Genomic DNA, 26,510 nt, shown 5'->3' on the forward strand with positions numbered 1-26,510 from the left:
GTGGTCGCGCTGGCGTTGTCGGTGACGGTGGTGCTGGCGGTGCTGCTGGTGGTCAGCGCCTCGTAGTTGCCACCGGTGCTGCTGCTGATGCCGACCGTGACGGTCTGGTTGCCCTGGGCGTAGGCGTCATCGGCACGCACGTTGAAGGCGGCACTGCTGCCACTGGACTGGCCGGCGGCGATGGTGATGGTCTGGCCATTGCTGAGCGTCAGCACCAGCGGCGAGCCGGTGACGGCGTGGTCGACGTTCGCCGTGTAGACGATGCTGCCGCCTTCGGAGACCGAGGCCGCCGAAGCGGTCAGCGTGACGGTGGTGGCATCGACGGTGTCGGCGATTGCCGTGACGGCCGGTGCCGGGTCGATCGCCACCAGGATGCCGCCGCCGCTCGTGCCCTGGATCGTTGCCGACACGCTGGTCGGGTCGACATAAACGTCATCGCTCGCGGCCACGGCCACCTGCGTGTTGCCGCTCAAGTGCCCGGCCTGGATGGTGATGCTCGCGCCGTTCGACAGGGTCACCGTCAGGTCGCTCAACGGCGCCTGCGTCAGCGTCGCGGTGTAGGTGATGGTGCCGCCGGCCTCGGTCAGGCCCGGAGTCGCACTCAGGCTCACGCCGGCCACGTCGTTGTCGACGATGGCGGTGGTGACGCTGTTCGCGCTGCCCACGGCCAGGCTCTCGAAGCCGCCGCCGCTCGCGCCGGTCACCGTCACGGTGAAGCGCTCGGTGCCCTCGGCCAGCGCGTCGTCGATGGTCGCCAGGTTGAAGCCGGCGCTGCTGCTGCCGGCCGGGATCGTCACTGTCGTGACGCCTGTGTAGTCGCTGCCGTCGGCGGCGACGCCGCTGTAGCTCAGCGTCACGGTCACCGGCGTGGCGGCAACATGGTCCAGCGTCAGCGTGTAGCCGGCGCTCGCGCCTTCGGCGACGCTGCCCGCGCCGCTGATCGACACCGTCGTCACATCGGCGTCGTCGCTGACGTCCACCCGGGCCGTCGAGCTGCTGTTCACCGCCTCGAAATTGCCGCCGCTGGTGCCGGTGATGCCCACCGACACCGTCTGCGTGCCTTGCACATGCGCGTCGTCGCCGCGCAGCACCAGGGCCGCCGTGCTGGCCGAACTCTGCCCGACCGGGATGGTCACGCTCTGCCCGTTGCTCAGCGTCACGCTGAAGTCGGAGCCGGTCACCGCCTGGTTCAGCGTGACGGTGTAGCTGACGGCCGTGCCTTCGGCCACCGCGCCGGCCGAAGCCGTCACCGTGGCGACCGTCTGCGTGCCGTTGTCGTTGACGTCGGTGCTGACCGTGCTGCCGGTAGCCAGCGCCTCGAAGTTGCCGCCGGTGTGCGAGCCGACGCCGACGTTCAGCGTCTGCGTTCCCTGCGCATAGGCATCGTCCGCGCGCACCGCGAACGGTGCCGTGCTGCCGCTGGTCTGGCCGACCGCGATCGTGATGCTCTGGCCGTTGGTCAGCGTCAGCACCAGGTCCTGCCCGCTCACCGCATGGTCGAGCTCGGCGGTGTAGACGATGCTGCCGCCTTCGGACACCGAGGCGCTCGACGCCTTCAGCGTCACGGTCGTCGCATCGCCGTCGTCGGTGACGATGGTGCTGGCCGTGCTGGCGGTGTCCAGCGCCTCGAACTTGCCGCCGGTCGTGCCGGTGACGCCGACCGCCACCGATTGGGAACCCTGCGCATCGACGTCGTCGGCACGCAGCACGACCGCCGGGCCGCTGGCGCTGGACTGGCCGACCGGAATGGTGATCGTCTGGCCGTTGCTCAGCGTGATCACGAAGTCGGAGCCGGTGACGGCATGGTCGAGCGTCGCGGTGTAGCTGACCGCCGTGCCCTCGGCCACCGTGCCGGACGATGCCGTCAGCGTGACGGTCGTCAGGTCGCCGTCGTCGGTGACGTTGGTGCTGACCGTCGACGTGTGGGCCACGGCCTCGAAGTTGCCGCCGCTGGTCGCGCTGACGCCGACATTCAGCGCCTGCGTACCCTGGGCGTACGCATCGTCGCCGCGCACCGCGAAGGGCGCGCTGTCGGCGCTGCTCTGGCCGACCGGGATCGTGATGGTCTGGCCGTTGCTCAGCGTGACGACGAAGTCCTGGCCGGACACCGGCTGGTTCACCGATGCGGTGTAGACGATGCTGCCGCCTTCGGCCACGGATGCCGTCGACGCACTCAGTGTCACGGTCGTCGTGCTGGCGTTGTCGGTGACGGTGGTCGCCACCGTGCTGCCGGTGGCCAGGTTCTCGTAGTTGGCACCGCTGTGCGACACGATGCCGACGTTCAGCGGCTGGTCGCCCTGCGCATAGGCGTCGTCGGGGCGCACCACGAACGGCGCGCTGTTGCCGCTGCTCTGGCCGACGGCGATGGTGATGTTCTGGCCGTTCGACAGCGTCAGCACCAGCGGCGAGCCGGTCACCGGGTGGTCGACGCTGGCCGTGTAGACGATGCTGCCGCCTTCGGCGACGCTGGTCGCCGAGGCGTTCAGCGTGACCGTCGTCGTGTCGATCGTGTCGGCGATGCCAGTGACGGCCGCCGTCGGGTCGATGTTCAGCAGGATGCCGCCGCCGCTCGTGCCCTGGATGGTGGCGCTGACGCTGGTCGGGTCGACGTAGACGTCGTCGCCGGGCGCCACGGCCACCGTGGCGGTGCCGCTCAGCTGACCGGCAGCGATCGTGATGATCGCGCCGTTCGACAGCGTCACGCTCAGGTCGCTCACCGGTGCCTGGGTCAGCGTGGCGGTGTAGACGATGTTGCCGCCGGCCTCGGTGAGGCCGGACGTGGCCGACAGGCTCAGCGTCGCGCTGTCGTTGTCGACGATGCCGGTGGTGACGCTGCCGTTGGCGGCGCTGACGACCAGGCTCTCGAAGCCGCCTCCGGTGGCCGAGGCCACGCTGACGGTGAAGTGCTCGCTGCCCTCGGCCACGGCGTCGTCCAGCGTCGGGATGCTGAAGCTCGCGCTGCTGCTGCCAGCGGGAATGGTGACGGTGGCGACGCCGGTGTAGTCGCTGCCGTCGGCGGCCGTGCCGCTGTAGCTCAGCGTGACGGTGACCGGGCCTTGCGCCGGGCTGGTCAGCGACAGCGTGTAGCCGGCGCTCGCGCCTTCGGTGACGCTGCCGTTGCCGGTGATGCTGAGGGTCGTCGTGTCGACCGAATCGGTGATCGTCGTCGTGGCGGCGGCGGCGCTGGGCGCCAGCTGCTCGAAGTTGCCGCCGACGGCGCTGGCGATGGTGGCCGAGACGGTGCCGCCGTTGACATAGACGTCGTTCGCCGCGATCGCGTGCGAGACCGAGCCGCTGAACTGGCCGGCGGCGATGGTGATGGTGTCGCCGTTCGACAGCGTCACCAGGACCGGTGCCTGCGCCACCGCGCCCAGTGTCGCGGTGTAGACGATGCTGCCGCCCTCGACCACCGATGGCGTGGCCGCCAGCACGACGGTCGTCGCGTCGACGCTGTCGGTCAGCGTGGTGCTGGCCGCCGTCGGGTCGACGCTGAGGTTCTCGAAGTTGCCGCCGGTTGCGTTCGCGATCGTGGCGCTGATGGTGCCGCCGCCCAGGTAGACGTCGTTCGCCGGGGCGGCGTGCGTGACGCTGCCGGTGGTGGCGCCGGCGGCGATGGTGATCACGTCGCCGTTCGACAGGTTGACGGTGAGCGGCGTCTGCGCCGCCTGCGTCAGCGTCGCGGTGTAGGTGATGCTGCCGTCTTCGATCACGCTGCCGCTGGCCGACAGGCTCAGCGTGGTGGTGTCGGCGCTGTCGGTGATGCTGGTCGCGCGCGGGGTCGCGTCGACGTCCAGCTGCTCGAAGCCGCCGCCGCTGGCGCCGGTGATCGAGGCCGAGACCGGCGCATGGCCGGCATAGGCGTCGTTGGCCGGGGCGGCGACGCTGACGCTGCCGGTGGTGGCACCGGCGGCAATGGTGATCGTCGCACCGTTCGACAGCGTGACGCTGACCGGCGTCTGCGCCGCCGCGCCGAGCGTCGCGGTGTAGGTGATGTTGCCGCCTTCGACGGCGCTGGCCGGGGCCGACAGCGTCAGCGTGGTGGCATCGATGCTGTCGCCGATGGCGGTCTGCGCCGGCGTCGCGTCGATCGCCAGGCTCTCGAACCTGCCGCCGGTCGCACCGGTGATGGTGGCACTGACGGTGCCGGCATCGGTGTAGACGTCGTCGGTCGGGGCCGGGTGGCTCACCGAGCCGCTTTGCGCGCCGGCGAGGATGGTGATGACGGCGCCGTTCGACAGCGTCACGGTCACGTCGGCCTGCGCCACCGCAGTGAGTTGCGCGGTGTAGGTGATGTTGCCGCCCTCGACCGCGCCGGCCGAGGCGATCAGCCGGACGGTGGTGGTGTCGACGCTGTCGGTGACGAGGGTCTGCGCCGCCGCCGGGTCGACGGCGAGCTGCTCGAAGTTGCCGCCGCTGGCATTGGCGATCGACACCGACACGGTGCTGCTGCCGGTGTACACGTCGTTCGCGGGCGCGGCATGGCTCACGCTGCCGGTGGTGGCACCGGCGGCGATGGTGATCACGTCGCCGTTGGACAGGTTGACGGTGACGGGGCTCTGGGCCGCGGCGGTCAGCGTCGCGGTGTAGGTGATGCTGCCGCCTTCGGTCACGCTGTGCGTGGCCGCGAGCGACACGGTGGTCGTGTCGATGCTGTCGCTGACGGCGGTGACGGCCGGTGCCGCGTCGATGGCGATCGGGATGCCGCCGCCCGTCGCGCCCTGGATGCTGGCGCTGACGCTGCCCGGATCGACGTAGACGTCGTCGCTGGCCGGCAGCGCGACGCTGGTGCTGCCGCTCAGGTGGCCGGCCTGCACGGTGATGACCGCGCCGTTGCTCAGCGTGACGCTCAGGTCGGTGATGGGAGCCTGGCTCAGCGTCGCGGTGTAGACGATGCTGCCGCCGGCTTCCGTCAGGGCGGGCGTGGCAGACAGGCTCAGCGTCGCGGTGTCGGCGTCGACGATGCCGGTGTTCACGCTGCCGCTGCCGGCGCTGATCGCCAGGTTCTCGAAGTTGCCGCCGGTGGCGGTGGCGATGCTGACGGTGAACTGCTCCGGCCCCTCGGCCGTGCCGTCGGTCAGCGCGGCGACGCTGAACGTCGCGCTGCTGCTGCCGGCCGGGATCGTCACCGTGGTGACGCCGGTGAAGTCGGTGCCGTCGCTGGCGGTGCCGCTGTAGCTCAGCGTCACGGTGACGGCGGTCTGCGCCGGGCTGGTCAGCGACAGCGTGTAGCTCGCGCCCGCGCCCTCGTTGACGGTGTTGCTGCCGGTGATGCTGACGGTGGTGGTGTCGATCGAATCGGCGACGCTGGTCGTGGCCGGTGCCGGGTTCAGCGCCAGGTGCTCGAACTGGCCGCCGCTGGCGCTGCTGATCGTCGTGGAGACCGTGTTGGCGTTGGTGTAAACGTCGTCGGCGCCGGTGGTGTGCGCGACCGTGCCGCTGCTGGCGCCGGAGGCGATGGTGATCACGTCGCCATTCGACAAAGTCACGGTGACCGGCGTCAGCGCCGGTGCGCCGAGGCTGGCGGTGTAGACGATGCTGCCGCCCTCGACCACCGACGGCGAGGCCGTCAACGTGACGGTGGTGGTGTCGACCGTGTCGGACACGGCGGTGGTGGCCGCGGCCGGGTTCACCACGAGCTGCTCGAAGCCGCCGCCGGTGGCGCCGTTGATCGTCGCCGAGACGCTGCCCGCGTCGGCATAGACGCTGTCGGCCGGCGCCGCGTGCGCGACCGAGCCGTTGCTCGTGCCGGCGGCGATGGTGATGGTGGCGCCGTTCGACAGCGTGACCGTCACGTCGGAGGCGGCCGGTGCGCCGAGCGTGGCGGTGTAGACGATGCTGCCGCCTTCGGCTACCGACGGCGTGGCGCTCAGCGCGACGGTGGTGGCGTCGGTGTCGTCGGTGACCGAGGTCGACGGGCTGCCGACCGGTGTCAGCGACTCGTAGCCACCGCCGGTGTGACCGGCGATGGTGGCTGTGACGGTCTGCGGGCCTTGGGCGAGCACGTCGTCGGCGCGCACCGCGAACGGGACGCTGCTGGCGCTGCTCTGGCCGACCGGGATCGTGATGGCCTGGCCGTTGTCCAGCGTCAGCACCAGCGGCGTGCCGCTGACCGGGCTGCTGACGGTGGCGGTGTAGACGATGCTGCCGCCTTCGGTGACGCTGCCGGTCGACGCGCTCAGCACGACGGTGCTGTGGCTGCCGTTGTCGGTGACGCTGGTGCTGACCGGCGCCGACGGCGCGAGGCCTTCGAAATTGCCGCCGCTGGTGGACGCGACGCCCACCGTCAGCGTCTGCGTGCCTTGCGCGTAGGCATCGTCGCCGCGCACCACGAAGGGCGCGCTGCTGGCGCTGCTCTGGCCGACCGGGATCGTGATGGTCTGGCCGTTGTCCAGCGTGATGACCAGCGGCGAGCCGGTCACCGGGTTGTTCAGCGTTGCGGTGTAGACGATGCTGCCGCCTTCAGCCAGCGTGGTGGCCGAGGGGCTCAGCGTGAGGCTGGTGGCGTCGGCGTCGTCGACCACCGTGCTGCTGGTGCTGGCGTTCGGGTCGAGCGACGCGAAGTCGCCGCCGCTGGCCTGGGTGACGCTGACGGCGATTGTCTGCGGTCCTTGGGCATAGGCGTCGTCGGCGCGCACCGGCACCGGGGCGCTGCTGCCGCTGGTCTGGCCGACCGGGATGGTGATGGTGCTGCCGTTGCTCAGCGCGATCACCAGCGGGCTGCCGGCGACCGGGTTGTTCAGCGTCGCGGTGTAGCTGAGGCTGCCGCCTTCGGTCACCGTGGCCGCCGACGCGGTCAGGGTGATGGCGGTGCCTTCGGGCGTCACGGTGACCGGCACGCTGACGGGCGCCGAGGTGCCGCCTTCGTTGTCGGTGACGGCGAAGCCGATGTCGGTCGAGCCGTGGTAGTTCGGGTCGGGGCGGAACAGCAGGTTGGCCGCGTCTGCTGCCGAGATCGGCGTGCCGGCGCTGACCGGGGTCGTGCCGTCGGGCAGGTACAGCGTGCCGTGCTGGGGCAGCGTGGTGACGGTGACGCTGGTCACGCTGCCGTCGATGTCGCTGCCGCCCAGGTGGACGGCGATCGGCGTGTCTTCGAGGCCCGAACCGGCCGGCACGCTGGTGGCGACCGGCAGGTCGTTGACCGGCGTAACCGAGATCGCGACGCTGGCCGGCGCCGAGACGGCGCCGCTGTTGTCGGTGACAGTGAAGCTGACGCCGGCACTGCCGTTGAAATCGGCAGCGGGCTTGAACAGCAGGCCGGCGGCATCAGCGGCGCTCAGGGTCTGGCCGGCCGTGACGACGGTGACGCCGTCGGCCAGCAGCAAGCTGGCGCCGGCCGGGATCGAGACGATCGTGACCGAGACCACGTTGCCGTCGGCATCGCTGCCGCGCAGCGGCAGCGGCAGCGTGCTGTCTTCCAGGCCGCTGGCGATGCCGGCGTTGGCCAGCGGTGCGGCGTTCTGCGGGGCCGGCGGCGGGCCGGCCGGGGTGGGGGCCGGGGCCTGAGCCGGGGTGGCGGCAACGCCGTCGCCGGTCGGCGTGGTGGCCACGATCGGGGTGCTCGCGGGCGCCGGCGCGGCGGTGTCGGTGAGTTCCAGAGAGGCGGGCGTGATGCCCTCGGCGATGCGGTCGACGCGCAGGCCCGGCGTCAGGCCGCCACCGCCGCCGCCGGTGAGGCCGGCGGCCGGGGCGGTTTGCGGATCGGGCTGGTTCAACTCGGCGATCACGCGATCGATGTCGGTGTCGGCCGGGGCGGGAATCTTCGGTGCCGCGGCCATCGTCGGCGCGTCGAGGTCTTCCAGCCGCACGATGCCGTCCTGCGTCGTCAGGACCACATCGCCCTTGTTCACCACGTCGCCGATCTGCAGCGCCCTGACCTGGCCGTCCGGCGTGCGAATCAGGGCCGCACCCCAAAGTGCGGAAACCTTGCCGTGTTGGGTTTGGACGATGGTGGGCATGGGATTTCCTCGGACACAAAACTGGCCAGAACTTACCAGTCAGGATATCCAGAAACCCAGCGCTTATGGATGAATCTACCGCCTCGGTTCGTGACCTGAATCACCGAAACCAGCCCTTTGTGGGGCAATAAGCTCGGGTTGTTCGGCCCCGTTCAAAGGGTTTCGGGCGAGTTCGAAACTCCCAGCTGATCGGGTTTTCGACCCGAGGGATGAAAACTTGAGAAACCTTTTTCAGCGTTCGCGCAGCGCGTTCGCCTTGATCTTCAGCACCGGTTTCAGCACGTAGGCGAGCACGGTCTTCTGGCCGGTCAGCACGTTCACCTCGGCCGTCATGCCCGGGATGATGGGCATCTTCTCGCTGAAGTTGGAGCGCGTGGTGCGCACCCGCACCAGGTAGAACGCGTTGCCGCGCTCGTCGGTGATGGTGTCGGGGCTGATGTTCTCGACCTCGGCATCCAGGCCGCCGTAGATCGAGAAATCGTAGGCGGTGAACTTGACGGTGGCCTGCTGGCCGGGGCGGATGAAGGCGATGTCTTTCGGCGCCATGCGGGCTTCGAGCACCAGCTGGTCGTCCAGCGGCACGATCTCGACGATGTCCTTGCCCGGCTGGACCACGCCGCCCACGGTGTTGGCCAGCAGCCGCTGCACCCGGCCGCGCACCGGCGACTTGACCTGCGATTTCGTGACCTTGTCGGTCAGCGCCACCGCGCCTTCGTTCAACGCATTCAGTTTGCCGGCCACCTCGGCCAGCTCCTTGCGTGCCTCGTTGCGGAAACCGATCTCGGTCTCCTGGCTCTTGCGCTGCGCCTCGCCGATGGCCGCCTGCACGCGCGCGATCTGCGCACTGGCCTGCTCCGAATCGCCGCGCGAGCGCGCCACCTCGCGTTCGAGCCGCAGGATGTCGACCTCCGACACCGCGCCGCTGGCCAGCAGCGGCCGCGTCTTCGCGAGCTCCTGCTGGCCGAACTCGAGCCCGCGGTCGGCCGAGGCCTTGCGGGCGCGCATCTCGGTCAGCTCCTGCTGGCGCTGCTGCAGCTGCTGGCTGTTGATCGACAGCAGCGTCTCCAGTTCGGATCGCTTGGCTTCGTAGAGCTGGCGCTCGCCGAGCAGGATGCGCTGCTCGTCCGGGTCGGCCGAGGTGGGCGGCGTGAACACCGAGCCGTCGGCCAGCGCCTGCAGCCGCGCCTGGCGGGCCTTCAGCGCGAGGCCGGTGGCATTGCTCTCGCGCACGCCCGAGGTCGCGCGGGTCTCGTCGATCTTCAGCAGCAACTGCCCGGCCTCGACGACCTGGCCCTCGCGCACCAGGATTTCGGAGACGACGCCGCCATCGAGCGACTGCACCACCTGCAACTGGCGCGACGGGATCACCTTGCCGTCGCCCTTGGTCACCTCGTCGACATGCGCCAGCGCGGCCCAGCCGATCAGCAGCACGACGATCAGCAGCGCCGCGCGCACGATGGACTGCGCATGGTGGGTGCCGCTGCGCGACATCACCTGGTCGGCTTCGGCCTCGAAGCTGCGGAAACCGGCATCGCCGGCGTTGTCGGGCGTGACCGCCGGGCCGAGCAGGCGCCGCGTGATCGGGTCGAGCAGCAGGCGGATGCGCTCCAGCACCCACATCACGGCCAGGCCGATCTTGATCAGCACGCGGTTCAGGCCGCCTTCATGACGCGCGCTCATGCGGCCCTCGCGATGCGGCCGCTCTGCAGCGCTTCCATGATCCGGTCGCGCGGGCCGTCGGCGACGATCTTGCCGCCGTCGATCACGATCACGCGCGTCACCATCGCGAGCAGCGAGGTGCGGTGCGTCACCAGCACCACCGTCTTGTTCTGCGCGAAGTTGCCGATGTTGTGCGTGATCTGCGCCTCGGTGGAGAAATCCATCGCGCTGGTCGGCTCGTCGAGCAGCAGGATCGGCGCGTTGTGCAGCACCGCGCGCGCCAGGCCGATGCCCTGGCGCTGCCCGCCGGAGAGCGATTCGCCGCGCTCGCCGACCGTCATGTCGAAGCCGCGCGGGTGACGGTCGATGAAGCTGCTCATGCCGGCCAGCTCGGCCGCCGCGACGATGGCCGAATCGTCGGCATAGGGCAGCCCGAAGGTGATGTTGTCGCGCAGGCTGCCGTAGAACAGCGTCACGTCCTGCGACACGTAGCCCAGGTTGCGGCGCACGTCGGCCGGGTCGAGCTGGCGCAGGTCGATGCCGTCGAGCAGCACCGCGCCGTCGGTCGGCTGGTACAGGCCCATGATCAGCCGCTCGATCGTCGACTTGCCGGAACCGACCCGCCCGATCAGCGCGACCCGCTCGCCGGCCTGGATCTTGAAGCTGAGGCCGTCCAGTGCGGCATCCTGCCGGCCGGGGTAGGCGAACTTGACGTTGCGGAACTCGATGTCGCCGCGCAGCTGCGCGCGCTGCACGAAGTTCGCGCCGGGCGGCCGCTCGACCGGTTTCTCCATGATCTTGTCGAGCGACTCCATCGCGGTGCGCGCGCCCTGGTACTGCATCAGCAGCCCGACGATCTGCCCCGCCGGCTGCAGCGCGCGCGACGCGAGCATCGACGACGCCACCAGCGCACCCATCGTCAGCTCGCGCTGGCTGATCAGGTACACGCCGACGATCACGATCGCGACGGTGACGCCCTGCGACAGCCAGTTGGTGCCGTAGTTCGCTGCCGACGACAGCGCCCGCATGCGCACGTTGGTGACTGCGAGGAAGGCGTTGGCGCGCTCCCACTTGGCCTGCACGACGCTCTCGGCGCCCAGCGACTTGATGGTCTCGATGCCGGTCAGGCTCTCGATCAGCGTCGCGTTGCGCTGCGCCGAGGCCTGGTAGGTGGTCTGCGACAGCTCGTGCAGCCGGTGCTGCAGCACGTAGCCGATCACCAGGATCAGCAGGAAGGCCGTGACCACCGGCACCGCGAGCCACGGCGAGATCCAGGCCAGCACGATCACGAACAGCAGCGCGAACGGCAGGTCGATCAGCGCGGTGACGGTGCCCGACGCGATGAAGTCGCGCACCTGCTCGAAGCCGCGCAGGTTCGATGCGAACGAGCCGACCGATTCGGGCCGGTTCTCGAGCCGCATGCCGAGCACCTTCTCCATCAGCGTGGCGGAAATCTGCACGTCGATGCGCGCGCTGGCTTCGTCGACGAAGTGGCTGCGCAGCAGCCGCATGAACAGGTCGCCGCACATGATCAGCACGACGCCGATGGACAACGCCCACAGCGTCTCGACCGCGTTGTTCGGCACCACGCGGTCGTAGACGTTCATCGAGAACAGTGGAAACACCAGCGCGAACACGTTGACCAGCAGCGCGGCCCACAACACGTCGCGGTAGACGATGCGCTGCTCGAGCACCGCGCCCCAGAACCAGTGGCGCTGGCGCACCGCGCGCACCTCGGGCGTGCGCGCATCGAAGCGGAAATGCGGGCGCACGAACAGCACCACGCCGGTGTAGCGCTGCTGCAGGTCGGCGAGCGGCAGCACGATCGAGCCCTGGCCGGTCTCGGGCAGCAGCACGCGGGCCACCGGGCCTTCCTTGCCGCCGTCTTCGAAGCGCAGCAGCACGCAGGCCTGGTTGTCCTTCAGGATCAGGATGGCCGGCAGCGCGGCGGCGTCGATGCGGGGCAGCGCCAGGCGCTGCAGCCTGGTCGCCATGCCGGCGCGTGCCGCGGCCCGCTCGGTGAGCTGGATGGTCAGCTTGCCCTTGCCGCTGTCACCCAGCGGCAGACCGGCCGACAGCGAAGCCCGCGACGCGGCCTGGCCGTTCAGCCGGCAGATCTCGACCAGGCAGTCGAGCAGCGGGTCGGGGTGGATCAGGTCTTCGCGCATCCGCAGCGGCGAGGCCTCCGCCGGCTTGTCGGCGGGAGGGTGGGCGGCAGCGGCGGAGGGCAGGGGACGGGGATCGGTCATCGGTGTCGCGGTATCGGAAAGTCTGGCGTCGACCTATTCGAACGGCGACAGGGTGCGCCGTCAATCGATATCGGCCATATGAAAGCCGAATTGACCCCGGCGTCGGTCTTCGAAGAATCGTCTCAGGGTTTCCCGCACGGTCGGGAACGCGAGCTCGTCCCACGGCACCTCGTTTTCGTGGAACAGGCGGGCCTCGATGGTTTCGGGGCCGGGCGCGAAATCGGTGTCGAGCAGGCGGGCGCGGTAGAAGAAGTGCACTTGGCCGACACGCACCACGTTCAGCAGCGTGAACAAGGCCTGCATCTCGATGCGGGCGCCGGCCTCTTCATCGGTCTCGCGAAGCGCGCCGGCGGCGGTGGTCTCGCCGAGCTCCATGAAGCCGGCCGGCAGCGTCCAGAAGCCGTGGCGCGGCTCGATGTTGCGTCGGCACAGCAGCACCTGGTCGTTCCACACCGGCAGCGTGCCGACGACGTTCAGCGGGTTCTCGTAGTGGATGGCACCGCAGGCGCCGCAGGTCGCGCGTTCGCGGTTGTCGTCGGGCGGCACGCTGTAGGTGATCGGCGATCCGCACGCCTTGCAGTGCTTGAAGCTTCGGGCCTTGAACATGCGGGCAGTTTAGCCGTGAGGTTTCACACCTCATGGCATCATCCCGCCATCCCCCCACTGACTCTCTGCGGAGTGCTTTCCATGAGCCACGTCGTGCCGGTTCCGGCCACCCCTTCCGTGCCCGTCGTCGGAGCGCAACCCGGCGACACCTTTCCGGTGCGCCGCATCTACTGCGTCGGCCGCAACTACGTCGACCATGCGATCGAAATGGGCCACAGCGGCCGCGAGGCGCCGTTCTTCTTCATGAAGCCCGCCGACGCGGTGCTGCCGGTGACCGAGGGCACGACCGGGCAGATGCACTACCCGAGCGCCACGAAGGACCTGCACCATGAAGTCGAACTGGTGGTGGCGATCGGCAAGGGCGGGCGCAACATTCCGGCCGCGCAGGCGCTCGACCATGTGTATGGGTATGCCGTCGGGCTCGACATGACGCGCCGCGACCTGCAGGGCGAGGCCAAGAAGCAGGGCCGCCCGTGGTGCAGCGGCAAGGGCTTCGACGAATCGGCGCCGATCGGCCCGGTGCGGCCGGCCGCGCAATGCAACATCGGCGCCGCCACGCGCATCGAGCTGAAGGTCAACGACACCATGCGCCAGCACAGCGTGATCGGCAAGCTGATCTGGAGCATTCCCGAGATCATCGAGCAACTGTCCGCGCTGTGGGAGCTGGCCCCTGGTGACCTGATCTTCACCGGCACGCCCGAGGGCGTGGCCGCGGTCGTCACCGGCGACACGCTGAGCGCCCAGGTCGACGGCGTCGGCAGCCTGCAGGTCCGGCTGGTGGCGCGCTGATGGTGGCCCGATGACCAGCACGGCGGGCATGCAGCTCTACAGCTACTTCCGGTCGTCGGCCTCGTTCCGCGTGCGGGTCGCGCTCGCGCTGAAGGGGCTGGCCTACGACTACGTGCCGGTGCACCTGGTCAAGAACGAGCAGACGCAGCCCGATTTCGCCGCGCTGTCGCCCGGGCGGCTGGTGCCGGTGCTGAAGGACGACGGCGCGCTGCTGTCGCAGTCGCTCGCCATCATCGAGTACCTCGACGAAACCCATCCGCAGCCGCCGCTGCTGCCCGCCGACCCGCTCGGCCGGGCGCGCGTGCGTGCGCTGGCGATGGACGTCGCCTGCGAGATCCACCCGCTGAACAACCTGCGCGTGCTGCGCTACCTGCTGCACGACCTGGGCGTCAGCGAGGACGACAAGAACCGCTGGTACCGCCATTGGTGCGAGACCGGCCTCGAGACGGTCGAGCGCCAACTCGCGAGCCAGCCCGAGACCGGCCGCTTCTGCCACGGCGACAAGCCGACGCTGGCCGACATCACGCTGGTGCCGCAGATCTTCAACGCGCAGCGCCTGAACTGCCGGCTCGACCACGTGCCGACCGTGATGCGGGTGTTCGACGAATGCATGCGGCTCGAGGCGTTCAGCGGCGCGCAGCCGTCGGCCTGCCCGGACGCCACCTGATGCCGAACACCACCCCGCTGCAGGATGCCCTGCACCCCGACTGGGCACTCGACCATGTGGGCGCGCTGATGAGCACGCGCCGCGGCGGGCTCAGCGCGCCGCCTTGGGCCAGCCTGAACCTCGGCATCGCGGTCGGCGACGACCCCGAGGCGGTCGACGCGAACCGGGCCCGCTTCGCGGCGGCCACCGGCGCGGCGCCGGTCTTCATGAAACAGGTGCATGGCACGCGGGTGTTGCGGCTGGTGCGGGCCTCGGTGGGCGCGCCGCTCGAAGAGGCCGATGCCGCGATCACCACCGAGCGCGGCCTGGCCTGCACGGTGCAGGTGGCCGATTGCCTGCCGGTGCTGCTGGCGACGACCGGCGCGCCGGCGCTGCAGGCGGTGGGTGCGGCCCATGCCGGCTGGCGCGGCCTGGCCGGCGGCGTGCTCGACAACACGGTGGCGGCGCTGTGCCAGGCGGCGGGTTGCGAACCGGGTGACCTGGTGGCCTGGCTCGGGCCCTGCATCGGCCCCGGGCGCTTCGAGGTGGGCCCCGACGTGCTGCAGGCCTTCGGCGAAGACCCGCAGCAGGCGGATCCCGCGCTGTTCCGCAGCCACGCGGCCGGCAAGTGGATGGCCAACCTGTCCGAACTGGCGCGCCGCCGCCTCGCGGGCCTGGGCGTGACCCAGGTCAAGGGCGGCGCATGGTGCACCGCCGATGATGCGTCACGGTTCTTTTCGTTCCGGCGCGACCGCATCACCGGGCGGATGGCCGCCGCCGTCTGGCTGCGCTGAATCGGCGGCGATCTCGGCCGCGCGGCGCGCGCGCCGGCGCGACGGCGTGCCCAGCAGGTACAGCACGATGGACAGCGGCAGCGCGCCGTACAGCAGGAAGGTGAAGACCGCGCCGAGCACGGTGCCTTGCGAGCTGGTCGCCTCGGCGATCGCCATCATGACAACCACGTACATCCAGGCAATCGCGACGAGGTACATTTTTGAGGCCGACGGGCGGCTGGTGTCGAAGCGAAGAGTGTGACCCGAAACTCAACTGACCCCACAGCGGCCCGCACGAGCCCGGCAAGGAGACCTGTGAAGAATCCAGCAGCGGTGCCCGATGCGGTTGCCAACGGGAATGCGGTTGCCAGCGTGAGTGCAGATGCATTCGGCGCGACGATCGGTGAAGTCTTCAAGTCGATGAGCGGCCTGAGCCTGCCGATGCCGAAACTGAGCGCGCTGCAGGCCGACTACGTGGCGCAGGCCAGCGCGCTGTGGAACCAGAGCGTCGGCGCCGCGCCGGCCGGTGCGGGCGCCGAGCCGCCGGCGCCGCTGAACGATCGCCGCTTCAGCAACGCGGCCTGGGCCGACAACCCGATGGCCTCGTTCACCGCGCGGCTGTACCTGCTGAACGCCCGCACGCTGATGGGCCTGGCCGACAGCGTGCAGGGCGACGAGAAGACGCGCGAGCGCATCCGCTTCGCGGTGCAGCAGTACGTGGCGGCGGCTTCGCCCAGCAACTACCTGCCGCTGAACCCCGAGGCGCTGCAGCTCGCGCTGAAGACGCAGGGCGAGAGCATCCTGCACGGCGTGCAGCACCTGGTGCAGGACCTGCAGCAAGGCCACGTCTCGCAGACCGACGAAAGCGTGTTCGAGGTCGGCCGCAACGTCGCGACCACCGAAGGCAGCGTGGTGTTCGAGAACGAGCTGTTCCAGCTGCTCGAGTACAAGCCGCTGACGAAGACCGTGTTCGAGCGGCCGCTGCTGATGGTGCCGCCGTGCATCAACAAGTACTACATCCTCGACCTGCAGCCCGAGAACTCGCTGATCCGCCATGCGGTCGCGCAAGGCCACCGGGTGTTCGTCGTCAGCTGGCGCAATGCCGATGCGAGCCTGTCGCACCTCGGCTGGGACGACTACATCGAAGACGCCGCCATCCGGGCGATCGACGTGGTGCAGGAGATCACCGGTGCCGAGACACTGAACACGCTGGGCTTCTGCGTCGGCGGCACCATCCTCGCCACCGCGCTCGCGGTGCTGGCTGCGCGTGGCAGCAAGCCCGCGGCGAGCATGACGCTGCTGACCACCTTCCTCGATTTCGGCAACACCGGCGTGCTCGACCTGTTCGTCGACGAGGCGATGGTGCAGCTGCGCGAGATGACGCTCGGCCCGGCCAGCCCGAACGGTGGCGGGCTGCTGAAGGGGCAGGAGCTCGCCTCCACCTTCAGCGCGCTGCGCCCGAACGACCTGCTGTGGAACTACGTCGTCGGCAACTACCTGAAGGGCGAGACGCCGCCGCCGTTCGACCTGCTGTACTGGAACAGCGACAGCACCAACCTGCCGGGGCCGATGTACTGCTGGTACCTGCGCAACACCTATCTCGAGAACAACCTGGTGAAGCCGGGCCGCCTGACGGTGTGCGGCGAGAAGCTCGACCTGAACCAGGTCGACGCGCCGACCTACGTCTACGGCTCGCGCGAGGACCACATCGTGCCGTGGGACGCGGCCTGGCGGAACACCCAGGTGCTGAAGAACGCGAAGACGCGCTTCGTGCTGGGCGCGTCCGGCCACATCGCCGGCGTCATCAACCCGCCGGCCAAGAAGAAGCGCAGCCATTGGATCGGCCAGTCCCCGGGGCCCCGGCCGGCCAGCGCCGACGCCTGGTTCGCGAGCGCCACCGAGCACCCTGGCAGCTGGTGGACCGACTGGGACGCGTGGCTGGCCGGCCACGCCGGCAAGCAGGTGCCGGCCCCGAAAAACCCTGGCAGCCGCAGGCACAAGGCGATCGAGCCGGCGCCCGGCCGCTATGTGAAGCAAAAGGCCTGAAGCCGGGCCTGAAGTCGAATGCAGCCCCGCGCTTGACCCCGGCCCCGCACGGCACCACATTCCGTTCAACACCCACCCGCACATCCGTCAACAGGAGACCTCCATGTCCGACATCGTCATCGTCGCCGCCACCCGCACCGCCGTCGGCAAGTTCGGTGGCAGCCTCGCCAAGACACCGGCGCCCGAGCTGGGCGCGGCCGTCATCGTCGAGCTGCTGAAGCGCGCGAAGCTCAGCGGCGACCAGGTCAACGAGGTCATCCTCGGCCAGGTGCTCACCGCCGGCTCGGGCCAGAACCCGGCGCGCCAGTCCGTCATCAAGAGCGGCCTGCCGCAGTCGGTGCCGGCGCTGACCATCAACGCGGTCTGCGGCTCGGGCCTGAAGGCGGTGATGCTGGCGGCCCAGGCCATCCGCGACGGCGATTCCGAGATCGTGATCGCCGGCGGCCAGGAGAGCATGAGCCTCGCACCGCACGTGCTGCCGAACTCGCGCGAGGGCCAGCGCATGGGCGACTGGAAGCTGGTCGACTCGATGATCACCGACGGCCTGTGGGATGTGTACAACCAGTACCACATGGGCATCACCGCCGAGAACGTCGCGAAGAAGTTCGGCGTCAGCCGCGAGGCGCAGGACGCGCTGGCGCTGGCCTCGCAGCAGAAGGCCGCCGCCGCGCAGGATGCCGGGCGCTTCACCGACGAGATCGTGCCGTTCAGCATCGCGCAGAAGAAGGGCGACCCGGTCGTCTTCTCGGCCGACGAGTTCATCAACCGCAAGACCAATGCCGAAGCGCTGGCGGGCCTGCGCCCGGCCTTCGACAAGGCCGGCGGCGTGACGGCCGGCAATGCGTCAGGCCTGAACGACGGCGCGGCCGGCGTGGTCGTGATGACCGCGAAGAAGGCCGACCAGCTCGGACTGACGCCGCTCGCGCGCATCAAGAGCTACGCGACCGTGGCGCTCGATCCGGCCTTCATGGGGATCGGCCCGGTGCCGGCCTCGCAGAAGGCGCTGCAACGCGCCGGCTGGAAGCCCGGCGAGCTCGACCTGCTCGAGATCAACGAAGCCTTCGCGGCCCAGGCCTGCGCGGTCAACACCGAGATGGGCTGGGATGTCAGCAAGGTGAACGTCAACGGCGGCGCGATCGCGATCGGGCACCCCATCGGTGCATCCGGCTGCCGCATCCTGGTGACCCTGCTGCACGAGATGCAGCGCCGCAACGCGAAGAAGGGCATCGCCAGCCTGTGCATCGGCGGTGGCATGGGTGTTGCCTTGACGGTCGAGCGTTGAACATTGGTTAAGCCAGGGTGAGCTGAGGGCGAACCCGGTTGACGCGGCACGCGGGCGCGACGACGCTCGGGTGTCTGCACACCTTTTCAGGAGAGAAGAACATGAGTCAGAAGATCGCCTACGTCACCGGCGGCATGGGCGGAATCGGCACCACGATGTGCCAGCGCCTGCACAAGGACGGCTTCATCGTCGTCGCGGGCTGTGGCCCGAGCCGCGATTTCACGAAATGGCTGAACGAGCAGAAGGCGCTCGGCTACAGCTTCCACGCGTCGGTCGGCAATGTCGGCGACTGGGACTCCACCGTCTCGGCGTTCCAGAAGACCAAGGCCGAGCTCGGCCCGATCGACGTGCTGGTCAACAACGCCGGCATCACGCGAGACGGCATGTTCCGCAAGATGAGCCGCGCCGACTGGGATGCGGTGATCGAGACCAACCTCACGAGCCTGTTCAATGTCACCAAGCAGGTGATCGACGACATGCTCGAGAAGGGCTGGGGCCGCATCATCAACATCAGCTCGGTCAACGGCGAGAAGGGCCAGTTCGGCCAGACCAACTACTCCGCGGCCAAGGCAGGCATGCACGGCTTCACGATGGCGCTGGCGCAGGAAGTCGCGAACAAGGGCGTGACGGTCAACACCGTGTCGCCGGGCTACATCGCGACCGACATGGTCAAGTCGATCCGCCAGGACGTGCTCGACAAGATCGTCGCCGGCATCCCGGTGAAGCGCCTGGGCACGCCGGACGACATCGCGTCCATCGTGTCGTGGGTCGCGTCGGATGAATCCGGCTTCGCGACCGGTGCCGACTTCTCGGTCAACGGCGGCCTGCACATGGGCTGACGCCCGTCGCGTTCCGCCGATCGCTGTTCCTCGCAGCCCCGGTTGCCAGCACGCTGGTGGCCGGGGCTGTTTTCATTTCACCTGTACACGTGCACTTTCTTGCACGACGCTGAGCCACCTCGGCAGGGGCCATCGATTTTCCAGATGGCACTATCGACAGAGGATATGGCCCGCTGCGCGAAAGCTCACTAGCATTCGCACCCATTCGCTACGCGCCGCCGGATTCACCAGTCCGCAGGCGGCGGGGAACCCGGCCCATCGGCCTGCATGATTTCCCCGCAATTGAGACGCAAGCTGGCGCCCCCCGGTGGTTGTTCTGTCCCGGGTTTGTCGGCCACCCCGCGGTACCCGATCGCCGCGCCGTCCCTCGTCGCAGTCCCTCGTTGTTGTGCCTTGCCTCCCCCCTTGTCCGTCAGCGTGCAGAGCCCCCCGCATGGAGCACTCCCAGCCCCCCGCCCCCTCCCTTCCCGAACACGAGTCCGAAGCGTCCGGCACCGGTCGACCGCCGTCTCATCGGCTCGAGCTGACGGCACGCCGCCAGACCGGATCGCAGGCCGTCATCCAGGCGCTGGTCGACCACGACGTGACGATGTTCTTCCTGTGCAGCGGAGGCGCCTTGATCGCACCGCTGTGCGAGGCGCTCAGCGCACGCGCCGGGGTGCGTGTCGTGCGCCTGTCGCAGGAGCGGGCGGCGGTGCACGCGGCCGAGGGCTACGCCAAGGCGACCGGGCAGATGGCGGCGGTGCTGGTGTCGGGCGGCTCCGGCGTGGCGGCGGCCGTGGCGGGGTTGATGAGCTCGATGGCCGATTCGGTGCCGGTGCTGTGCATTGCCGGGCAGGTCGACTCGGCGCTGATCGGCACCGATGCGTTCCGCGAGTGCGACGCGCTGGGCATCACCCGTTCGGTGACCAAATGGAGCCGGCGCATCGACCTGGCGCACGATGCGGCCGATATCGTCGAGCGTGCGGTGCAGGTGGCGCGCAACGGACGTTGCGGGCCGGTGCTGCTCGAGATGCCGATCGACGTGCAGCGCACCCAGGTGCCGGTGCGGCGGTTGGCGACAGCGGCAACAGCGGCAGCAACAGCCGCGGCCAGCAGCCTGCGTGCGGGCCAGGTGCCGAGGTCACCACCGGAGCGGCGGCTCGTCCACTCGGTCGCGCAGATCCGCGCCGCGCAGCGGCCGTTGCTGTACGCCGGCGGTGGCGTGATCCGCTCCGGCGCCGTCGCCAGCGAGGCGCTGGCCGAGTTCGCGCGGGTGGCCGATCTGCCGTGCGTGCTGACGATGGCGGCGCTCGGCGCGCTGCCGTCTGCTGATCGGCGCTGCCTCGGCTGCCCGGGCGAGCAGGGCAGTCCGGTCGCGAACCGGGCGCTGCGGCAGGCCGATCTCCTGATCTGCATCGGCACGCGCCTCGACGAGCGCTCGTGGCCGCGCGACGAAACCCTGCCCTGCGCGCTGATCCATGTCGACATCGACCCGACCAGCATCAACAAGATCATTCCGGCCGCGACGCCCTTGGTCGGCGATTGCGGCGAGGTGTTGAAGGGGCTGGGGCAGCACTGGCTGCAGAACCCCGGGTTTCACGCCGCGCCCGAAGGCGGCGCGGCCGGCCGGCTGGACGCCTGGTGGCAGATGATCGACGGCTGGCGGCACGAGGCGGCGCTCGCCGAGGTGTCGCAACAGCAGCCGCAACAGCAGCCCCGGCCCCCGATCGCCGACCAGGTGCTGCGCGCGCTGCGCGCGCCGCTGGCATCGCTCGACGCGGTCGTGACCGTCGACGACGGTCTGGCGCAGCAGGCCGGTGCACGCCATCTGCAGCACCGGGGCCCCGGCCGCTGGCTGGTGTCGGCGGGTGTCGGCATGCCGGGCTTCGCGCTGCCGGCGGCGATCGGCGTGCTGGCGGCGCAGCCGCTGCGGCCGGTGGTGTGCCTGAGCGATGCGAACGCCTTGCTGCCGACCCTGCACGAACTGCAGTCGGTCTACGACCATGGCTGGCCGTTGAAGCTGATCGTGTTCCCGCCGCCGGTGGCCGACCTGCGGCGCAGTGCCGCGGCCTGCGCGGCGGCGCCGTCCGTGATGATCCAGCGGCCCGACATCGCGGCGGTGGCGCGTGCCTTCGGCTGGCGCATCCACCGGCTGAAGTCGGCCGCCGCGATCGAGCGTGCGGTGGCCGACTGCCTGGCCAGCGACGAGCCCTACCTGCTGCAGGTCGACCTGTCGCTGGCCGACGCGTTGCGTGTCGAGCCGGCGAGCGGGCCGGTGGCCGAGCCTATGACTGAGCTGGTGCAGGCCCGGCCTGCGCTGGCGCGCCAGCGGTGATGGTCACCACCACGGCCACCACGGCGGGCAGGGCGGGAAGGGCGGTGCCAAGGCGACCCAGGAGGACGAGAAAATCGAGTTGAGACAGCTCCGCTACTTCGTGCGCATCGTGGACATGGGCAGCCTGTCTCGCGCGGCCGGTGTGCTGCACGTTGCGCAATCCGCCCTCAGCCATCAGGTGGCCGCACTGGAAGACGAGTTCAAGAGCCTGCTGCTCAACCGCAGCTCGCGCGGCGTGTCGCCCACCGAGTGCGGACTGCACCTGTACCGCTATGCGCAGGCGATCCTGAAGCATGCCGACGATGCGCACGATGCGGTCACCAGCTGCTCGACCGAGCCGACCGGGCACGTCGGCATCGGCATGCCGCTGTGCATGGTCGCGCCGCTCGGCCTGGCCATCTTCAACGAGGTCCGCACGCGCTATCCGGCGATCCGGCTGCAGGTCTACGAGGAGTTGAGCGGCACGGTGCTCGAATGGGTCAAGAGCGGCCGGCTGATGCTGGGCATCGCGTTCGACGACGGCAACCTCGAAGGGCTCGACATGGTGCGCGTGATGGAGGAGCGCCTGTTCCTCGTCGTGAACCCGAAGTCGCGGCTGGCGCGGCGCAAGGTCATCACGCTGCGTGAGCTGCAGGGCATCGAGCTGGTGCTGCCGGGGCTGGAGCAGGGCGTTCGCCACCGTGTCGAGCGCGTGATGATGCGCGAGGGCCTGTCGCCGCCGACCGTCATCGCCGAGATGAACTCGCTGACGCTGCTCAAGCAGGCGGTCACGACCAACCTCGCCGCGACCATCCTGTCGTGGCCCAGCATCGAGGTCGAGGTGCAGCAGAAGAAGCTCGCGGTGATCGAGATCACGCGGCCGTCGATCACGCGCACGGTGTCGGTGTGCGCCACCACCGTCGTCAAGCAGACGCGTGCCGCTGAATGCGTGCTGGCGGCGGCCACCACCGCGATTCGCCATGCGGTGCGCAATGCGTCGTGGCGCGGCGTGCGCCTGCTGAGCGCTGGCGCATGACTTCAGCCGGGCGAACACGCCGCGTGACTGCAAGAAATTGCAGCCTCGCGGCACCGATCGCCGAAGGGGATCGCTGCAGCAGATGGCGCGTTCTCGAAAAGCTATGGCGTGGCCGGCGCGCTCACGATGATTCGTCGCTAGCCTTCCCTTCTGCCGAGCGCCGGCCAACAGGCGTCGTGTTTCACCGCTGTCTCACTTGCCGTCTCAGAGAGGACCACCATGATCGATCTTGCCACTGCCGCTGCCGCCTTCGCGGCCCCGCCCGCCACCGCCTTGACGGGCGCGCCGATGGCGCTGCTCGATGCGCTGCGCCATCGCTTCAGCCTGCGCTTCAAGCTCGGCCGTGCGATGCGCGAGCAGCACGGCTGCGAGGGAGCGTCGTCCGACACGACGGCGCCTGACGGCGTCGTGTTCGCCCACACGACCGAGGAGGTGGCCGAGGTCGTGCGGCTGTGCGCGCAGCACCGCGTCGCGGTGACCGCGTTCGGCGTGTTTTCGTCGCTCGAACGCCATGTGCTGGGCCATGCGGGCGGGATCTCGATCGACCTGTCCGAGATGGACGAGGTGCTGACGATCAATGCGCAGGACCTGACCGCGACGGTGCAGGCCGGCGTCACCCGTTCGCAACTGAACGCCGAGGTGAAGGACACCGGGCTGTTCTTCCCGATCGACCCGGGCTCGAAGGCCTCGCTCGGCGGGATGGCCGCGACGCGCGCCGGTGGCACGAGCGCGGTGCGCTACGGCACGATGCGCGAGAACGTGATGGCGCTCACCGTGGTCACGGCCGAGGGCAAGATCATCCGCACCGCGCGCCGGGCCAAGAAGTCGTCCGCCGGCTACGACCTGACGCGCATCTTCGTCGGCAGCGAAGGCACGCTGGGCATCATCACCGAGGTGACGGTGCGGCTGTACCCGAGGCCCGAGGCGATCGCGACGGCGGTGTGCACCTTTGCCGATGCACGCAGCGCGGTCGACACGGTGATCCAGACCATCCAGACCGGCGTGCTGGTGGCGCGCGCCGAGTTCATGGATGCGCTGGCGCTGCGCGCCGTCAACCTGCACACCGACACGACATTCAAGGAGCGGCCCACGCTGTTCCTCGAGTTCCACGGCACGCCGGCCGGCGTGGCCGAGCAGGCCGAGATCGTGCACGACATCGCGCGCGAGCACGGTGCCGACGACTACGACTGGGCCGACCAGCCCGAAGACCGCACGCGGCTGTGGAGCGCGCGCCACACCGCGTTCAACGCCTGTGAGCTGCTGCGCCCCGGCTGGCGCACCTTCACGACCGATGCCTGCGTGCCCTTGTCGCGGCTGGCGCAGTGCATCGAGGAGACCATCGAAGACACGCGACGGTCGTCGCTGCTGTGCCCGCTGTTCGGCCACGTCGGCGACGGGCACCTGCTGTGCATCCTGATTGCCGACCCCGACAACCCGGACGAGATGGCCGAGGCCGAGCGCCTGAACCAGCGGATGATGAGCCGCGCGATGCGCATGGAAGGAACCTGCACCGCCGAGCACGGCATCGGGGCGCAGAAGGTGGTGTTGCTGACGGAGGAGTTCGATGCCAATGCGGTGCACCTGATGCGGCAGCTGAAGCGGGCGTGGGATCCGTTGAACATCCTGAACCCGGGGAAGGTGATCGCGATTCCGGAGTGATCTGCGGTGGCGCCCATGCCCGCCGTGATCAAGTGATCGCGTCCAGCAGCTCGCTCTCGATCTCGATCTGTGCCCGGTTCTGCTGCAGCGCCGACCCGTCGATCAGGAACGTGTCTTCGACCCGCTCGCCGAGCGTCGTGATCTTCGCGAGCTGAAGGTTGATGTGGTGCCGGGCCAGCACCCGCGAGATCGCGTACAGCAGGCCGGAGCGGTCGCTGGTCGACACCGACAGCAGCCAGCGCTGGCCGCGTTCATCGGGCCGCAACAGCACCCGCGGCGTGATCGGGAACGACTTCACGCGGCGCGAGAGCCGGCCGCGGCTCGGCTCGGGCAGCGGGCCGTCGGCCTTCAGCGCCAGCGTGGCCTGGTTCTCCACCAGCGAGATCAGGTCGCGGTAGTGATGCTCCATCTGCGGGCTGATCACCTGGAAGGTGTCCAGCGCATAGCCGGCGCGCGTCGTGTGGATCTTCGCGTCCAGGATGTTGAAGCCCGCACCGTCGAAATACCCGCAGATGCGCGCGAACAGGTCCGGGCGGTCGGGCGCGTACACCAGCACCTGCAGCCCTTCGCCCACCGATGACAGCCGCGCCCGCACGATCGGCTCGGTGCTGGTGACGTGGCGGAACAGCGAGCGCGCGTGCCAGGCGATGTCGCCGGCATCGTGCCGCGCGAAGTAGCTCAGCTCCAGCGTCTTCCACAGCGGCACCTCGGTGCCCGGCAACAGCGAATACAGGTTCAGCGTGTGCCGCGCATCCTGCCGGCGCGCCTCGATCTCGGCGTCCACGTTCGGCCGGGCACCGCCCAGCGCGCGCAGCGTCAGCCGGTACAGGTCTTCGAGCAGCTTGCCCTTCCAGGCATTCCACACCTTCGGGCTGGTGCCGCGGATGTCGGCCACCGTCAGCAGGTACAGCGCGGTCAGCCGGCGCTCGGTGCCGACCAGCCGCGCGAAGTTCTCGATCACCTCGGGGTCGCTCAAGTCCTCTTTCTGGGCGATGCGCGACATCGTCAGGTGGCCCTTGACCAGGAACTCGGCCAGCACGGTGTCGTCCTTGTCGAGTCCGTGGTCGCGGCAGAAACGCCGCACCTCCGAGGCTCCCAGGTCGGAGTGGTCGCCGCCGCGGCCCTTGGCCACGTCATGGAACAGCGCGGCGATGTACAACACGTACGGCCGGTCCCAGGTGGACGCGAGCTGCGAGCAGAACGGGTACTCGTGCGCATGCTCCGGGATGAAGAAGCGCCGCACGTTGCGCAGCACCATCAGGATGTGCTGGTCCACCGTGTAGACGTGGAACAGGTCGTGCTGCATCTGCCCGACGATGCGCCGGAACACCCACAGGTAGCGGCCCAGCACGCTGGTCTGGTTCATCAGCCGGAAGGCATGCGTCTGGCCTTCGGGCTGGCGCAGGATCTGCATGAACGTTGCGCGGTTCGCCGGATCGCGCCGGAAATCGCCGTCCATCACCTCGCGGGCGTTGTACAGCGCCCGCAACGTGCGCGCCGACAGCCCCTTGATGCCGGGCGTCTGCTGGTAGACCAGGAAGGTCTCGAGGATGGTGTGCGGCTCGCGCTCGTACAGGTCGTCGCTCGCCACCTCGAGCATGCCGGCGCGGTCGAGAAAATGCGGGTTGATCGGGCGCATCGGCGCGTCTTGCGAGCCGTTGATGCGCTCCTCGATGTTCAGCACCAGGATCTGGTTCAGCTGCGTCACCGCCTTGGCCGCCCAGTAGTAGCGGTGCATCAGCTGCTCCGAGGCGCGGCGCGCGGGCGTCGTCTCGTAGCCGAAGCTCTCGGCCACCGCGGTCTGCAGGTCGAACACCAGCCGGTCCTCGCGGCGGCCGGCCACCATGTGCAGCCGGGCGCGGATCAGCCGCAGCAGGCCTTCGTTGCGCTGCAGCTGCTTCACCTCGAACGGCGTGATCAGCCCCTTCGCGGCCAGCTCGGTCCAGGTGCGGCCCAGGCCCGCCGCGCGCGCGATCCAGACCACCATCTGCAGGTCGCGCAGGCCGCCGGGGCTTTCCTTGCAGTTGGGTTCCAGCGAGTAGGGCGTGTCCTCGTACTTCTGGTGGCGCTGGCGCATCTCGAGCGTCTTCGCGCGCAGGAAGGCCTTCGGGTCCATCGCGGCGGCATTGGCGCGCCGGAAGGCGTTGAACACCCGCTTGGAGCCGCACAGGTAGCGCGATTCGAGCAGCGCGGTCTGCACCGTCACGTCGCCATGCGCCTCGGCGACGCATTCGTCGACGGTGCGCACGCTGGAGCCGATCTCGAGCCCCAGGTCCCAGCAGGCGGTGATGAAGCCCTCGACCGACGACTTCAGCGCGTCGTTGTCGGAACCCGGCGCGCCGATGCGGGCGTTGTGCAGCGCATCACCGGGCGGCAGCAGCACCAGCACGTCGACGTCGGAATGCGGGTACAGCTCGGCGCGCCCGTAGCCGCCGACCGCCAGTAGCGCGGCACCGGGCGGCATCATCGCGTGCTGCCACAGGCCGAGCAGCGTCTGGTCGACGTGGCGGGCCAGCGCACGCACCAGCCGGGTCGCGGCCGGCGCGGTGGCGCGCGACTCGCGGAAGTGCGTCATCAGCGCGGCCTTGCCCTCGCGGAAGCGGCTGCGCTGCTCCGCCAGGCTGCGCGCGGCAGCGGGCGCCGGTGTGTCCACCGTCATCGCCATCGAGGCCACC

General features: G+C 69.6%; 15 protein-coding genes. 9 read left to right on the forward strand and 6 right to left on the reverse strand.

The genetic code is table 11. The features are described 5' to 3' along the window. The 4 genes from BUE42_RS06785 to BUE42_RS06800 form a co-directional block, all read right to left on the reverse strand. Positions 1-7,955: immunoglobulin-like domain-containing protein (locus BUE42_RS06785; protein ID WP_235002152.1), on the reverse strand; the 7,955-nt coding region annotated here is incomplete at its 3' end. Between the two features lie 231 nt (positions 7,956-8,186). After that, positions 8,187-9,635 carry an HlyD family type I secretion periplasmic adaptor subunit gene (locus BUE42_RS06790; RefSeq protein ID WP_235002153.1) on the reverse strand — a complete coding sequence of 483 codons (1,449 nt, stop codon included), beginning with the start codon at positions 9,633-9,635 and terminating at the stop codon, positions 8,187-8,189. Continuing rightward, positions 9,632-11,863, reverse strand: a complete 2,232-nt coding sequence (locus BUE42_RS06795; RefSeq protein WP_073463866.1) for a type I secretion system permease/ATPase — start codon at positions 11,861-11,863, stop codon at positions 9,632-9,634. The genes BUE42_RS06790 and BUE42_RS06795 overlap by 4 nt, the downstream gene beginning before the upstream one ends. A gap of 60 nt (positions 11,864-11,923) precedes the next feature. Beyond that, a complete protein-coding gene (locus BUE42_RS06800; protein ID WP_073463867.1) occupies positions 11,924-12,469 on the reverse strand; it encodes an NUDIX hydrolase in 546 nt (181 codons plus the stop codon). An 81-nt stretch (positions 12,470-12,550) separates the two neighbouring features. Between BUE42_RS06800 and BUE42_RS06805 the strand changes: the two genes are divergently transcribed. The 3 genes from BUE42_RS06805 to pgeF are packed head-to-tail and all read left to right on the forward strand — an operon-like array spanning position 12,551 to position 14,698. Next, positions 12,551-13,258 (forward strand): fumarylacetoacetate hydrolase family protein, encoded by a 708-nt coding sequence (locus BUE42_RS06805; protein WP_073463868.1) that lies wholly within the window; start codon positions 12,551-12,553, stop codon positions 13,256-13,258. Positions 13,259-13,286: 28 nt separating this feature from the next. Continuing rightward, positions 13,287-13,925, forward strand: coding sequence for a maleylacetoacetate isomerase (gene maiA / locus BUE42_RS06810; RefSeq protein ID WP_073464099.1), 639 nt, complete (start codon positions 13,287-13,289; stop codon positions 13,923-13,925). Further along, entirely contained in the window at positions 13,925-14,698 is a 774-nt protein-coding gene (gene pgeF / locus BUE42_RS06815) for a peptidoglycan editing factor PgeF (protein ID WP_073464100.1), read from the forward strand. The genes maiA and pgeF overlap by 1 nt, the downstream gene beginning before the upstream one ends. On the opposite strand, the gene BUE42_RS06820 is transcribed toward pgeF, so the two are convergent. Then, a complete protein-coding gene (locus BUE42_RS06820) occupies positions 14,630-14,896 on the reverse strand; it encodes a hypothetical protein (protein WP_073463869.1) in 267 nt (88 codons plus the stop codon). The genes pgeF and BUE42_RS06820 overlap by 69 nt on opposite strands. Positions 14,897-15,097: 201 nt before the next feature. Here BUE42_RS06820 and phaC point away from each other — a divergent pair, with 201 nt between their 5' ends. The 6 genes from phaC to BUE42_RS06850 all read left to right on the forward strand — a co-directional run bounded on the left by phaC (position 15,098) and on the right by BUE42_RS06850 (position 23,835). After that, positions 15,098-16,723: a class I poly(R)-hydroxyalkanoic acid synthase gene (phaC, locus tag BUE42_RS06825; protein WP_083613965.1), complete on the forward strand. Its 1,626-nt coding sequence runs from the start codon at positions 15,098-15,100 to the stop codon at positions 16,721-16,723. Between the two features lie 103 nt (positions 16,724-16,826). Next, positions 16,827-18,005 carry an acetyl-CoA C-acetyltransferase gene (locus BUE42_RS06830; RefSeq protein WP_073463870.1) on the forward strand — a complete coding sequence of 393 codons (1,179 nt, stop codon included), beginning with the start codon at positions 16,827-16,829 and terminating at the stop codon, positions 18,003-18,005. A 101-nt stretch (positions 18,006-18,106) separates the two neighbouring features. Further along, a complete protein-coding gene (gene phbB / locus BUE42_RS06835) occupies positions 18,107-18,844 on the forward strand; it encodes an acetoacetyl-CoA reductase (RefSeq protein WP_073463871.1) in 738 nt (245 codons plus the stop codon). A gap of 433 nt (positions 18,845-19,277) precedes the next feature. Then, positions 19,278-21,161, forward strand: a complete 1,884-nt coding sequence (locus BUE42_RS06840) for a thiamine pyrophosphate-binding protein (protein WP_073463872.1) — start codon at positions 19,278-19,280, stop codon at positions 21,159-21,161. A gap of 79 nt (positions 21,162-21,240) precedes the next feature. Further along, positions 21,241-22,176 carry a LysR substrate-binding domain-containing protein gene (locus tag BUE42_RS06845; protein WP_073463873.1) on the forward strand — a complete coding sequence of 312 codons (936 nt, stop codon included), beginning with the start codon at positions 21,241-21,243 and terminating at the stop codon, positions 22,174-22,176. Between the two features lie 219 nt (positions 22,177-22,395). Then, positions 22,396-23,835: an FAD-binding oxidoreductase gene (locus BUE42_RS06850; RefSeq protein WP_073463874.1), complete on the forward strand. Its 1,440-nt coding sequence runs from the start codon at positions 22,396-22,398 to the stop codon at positions 23,833-23,835. A gap of 28 nt (positions 23,836-23,863) precedes the next feature. On the opposite strand, the gene BUE42_RS06855 is transcribed toward BUE42_RS06850, so the two are convergent. Next, the gene (locus BUE42_RS06855) at positions 23,864-26,500 is read right to left on the reverse strand and encodes a [protein-PII] uridylyltransferase (RefSeq protein WP_235002184.1); all 2,637 of its coding nucleotides are present in this window, start codon (positions 26,498-26,500) and stop codon (positions 23,864-23,866) included. Between the last annotated feature and the right edge of the window lie 10 nt (positions 26,501-26,510).

This window comes from Rhizobacter sp. OV335 (genome assembly GCF_900142965.1).
Lineage (GTDB): Bacteria > Pseudomonadota > Gammaproteobacteria > Burkholderiales > Burkholderiaceae_C > Rhizobacter.

What these genes read in the sequence shown, in the direction of transcription:
- BUE42_RS06830 (WP_073463870.1), top strand. Translation starts at nt 16,827, where the DNA reads ATGTCCGACATCGTCATCGTCGCCGCCACCCGCACCGCCGTCGGCAAG.
- BUE42_RS06805 (WP_073463868.1), top strand. Translation starts at nt 12,551, where the DNA reads ATGAGCCACGTCGTGCCGGTTCCGGCCACCCCTTCCGTGCCCGTCGTC.
- phbB (WP_073463871.1), top strand. Translation starts at nt 18,107, where the DNA reads ATGAGTCAGAAGATCGCCTACGTCACCGGCGGCATGGGCGGAATCGGC.
- BUE42_RS06855 (WP_235002184.1), bottom strand. Translation starts at nt 26,500, where the DNA reads ATGGCGATGACGGTGGACACACCGGCGCCCGCTGCCGCGCGCAGCCTG.
- maiA (WP_073464099.1), top strand. Translation starts at nt 13,287, where the DNA reads ATGCAGCTCTACAGCTACTTCCGGTCGTCGGCCTCGTTCCGCGTGCGG.
- BUE42_RS06840 (WP_073463872.1), top strand. Translation starts at nt 19,278, where the DNA reads ATGGAGCACTCCCAGCCCCCCGCCCCCTCCCTTCCCGAACACGAGTCC.
- BUE42_RS06820 (WP_073463869.1), bottom strand. Translation starts at nt 14,896, where the DNA reads ATGTACCTCGTCGCGATTGCCTGGATGTACGTGGTTGTCATGATGGCG.
- phaC (WP_083613965.1), top strand. Translation starts at nt 15,098, where the DNA reads ATGAGCGGCCTGAGCCTGCCGATGCCGAAACTGAGCGCGCTGCAGGCC.
- BUE42_RS06800 (WP_073463867.1), bottom strand. Translation starts at nt 12,469, where the DNA reads ATGTTCAAGGCCCGAAGCTTCAAGCACTGCAAGGCGTGCGGATCGCCG.
- pgeF (WP_073464100.1), top strand. Translation starts at nt 13,925, where the DNA reads ATGCCGAACACCACCCCGCTGCAGGATGCCCTGCACCCCGACTGGGCA.
- BUE42_RS06850 (WP_073463874.1), top strand. Translation starts at nt 22,396, where the DNA reads ATGATCGATCTTGCCACTGCCGCTGCCGCCTTCGCGGCCCCGCCCGCC.
- BUE42_RS06790 (WP_235002153.1), bottom strand. Translation starts at nt 9,635, where the DNA reads ATGAGCGCGCGTCATGAAGGCGGCCTGAACCGCGTGCTGATCAAGATC.
- BUE42_RS06795 (WP_073463866.1), bottom strand. Translation starts at nt 11,863, where the DNA reads ATGACCGATCCCCGTCCCCTGCCCTCCGCCGCTGCCGCCCACCCTCCC.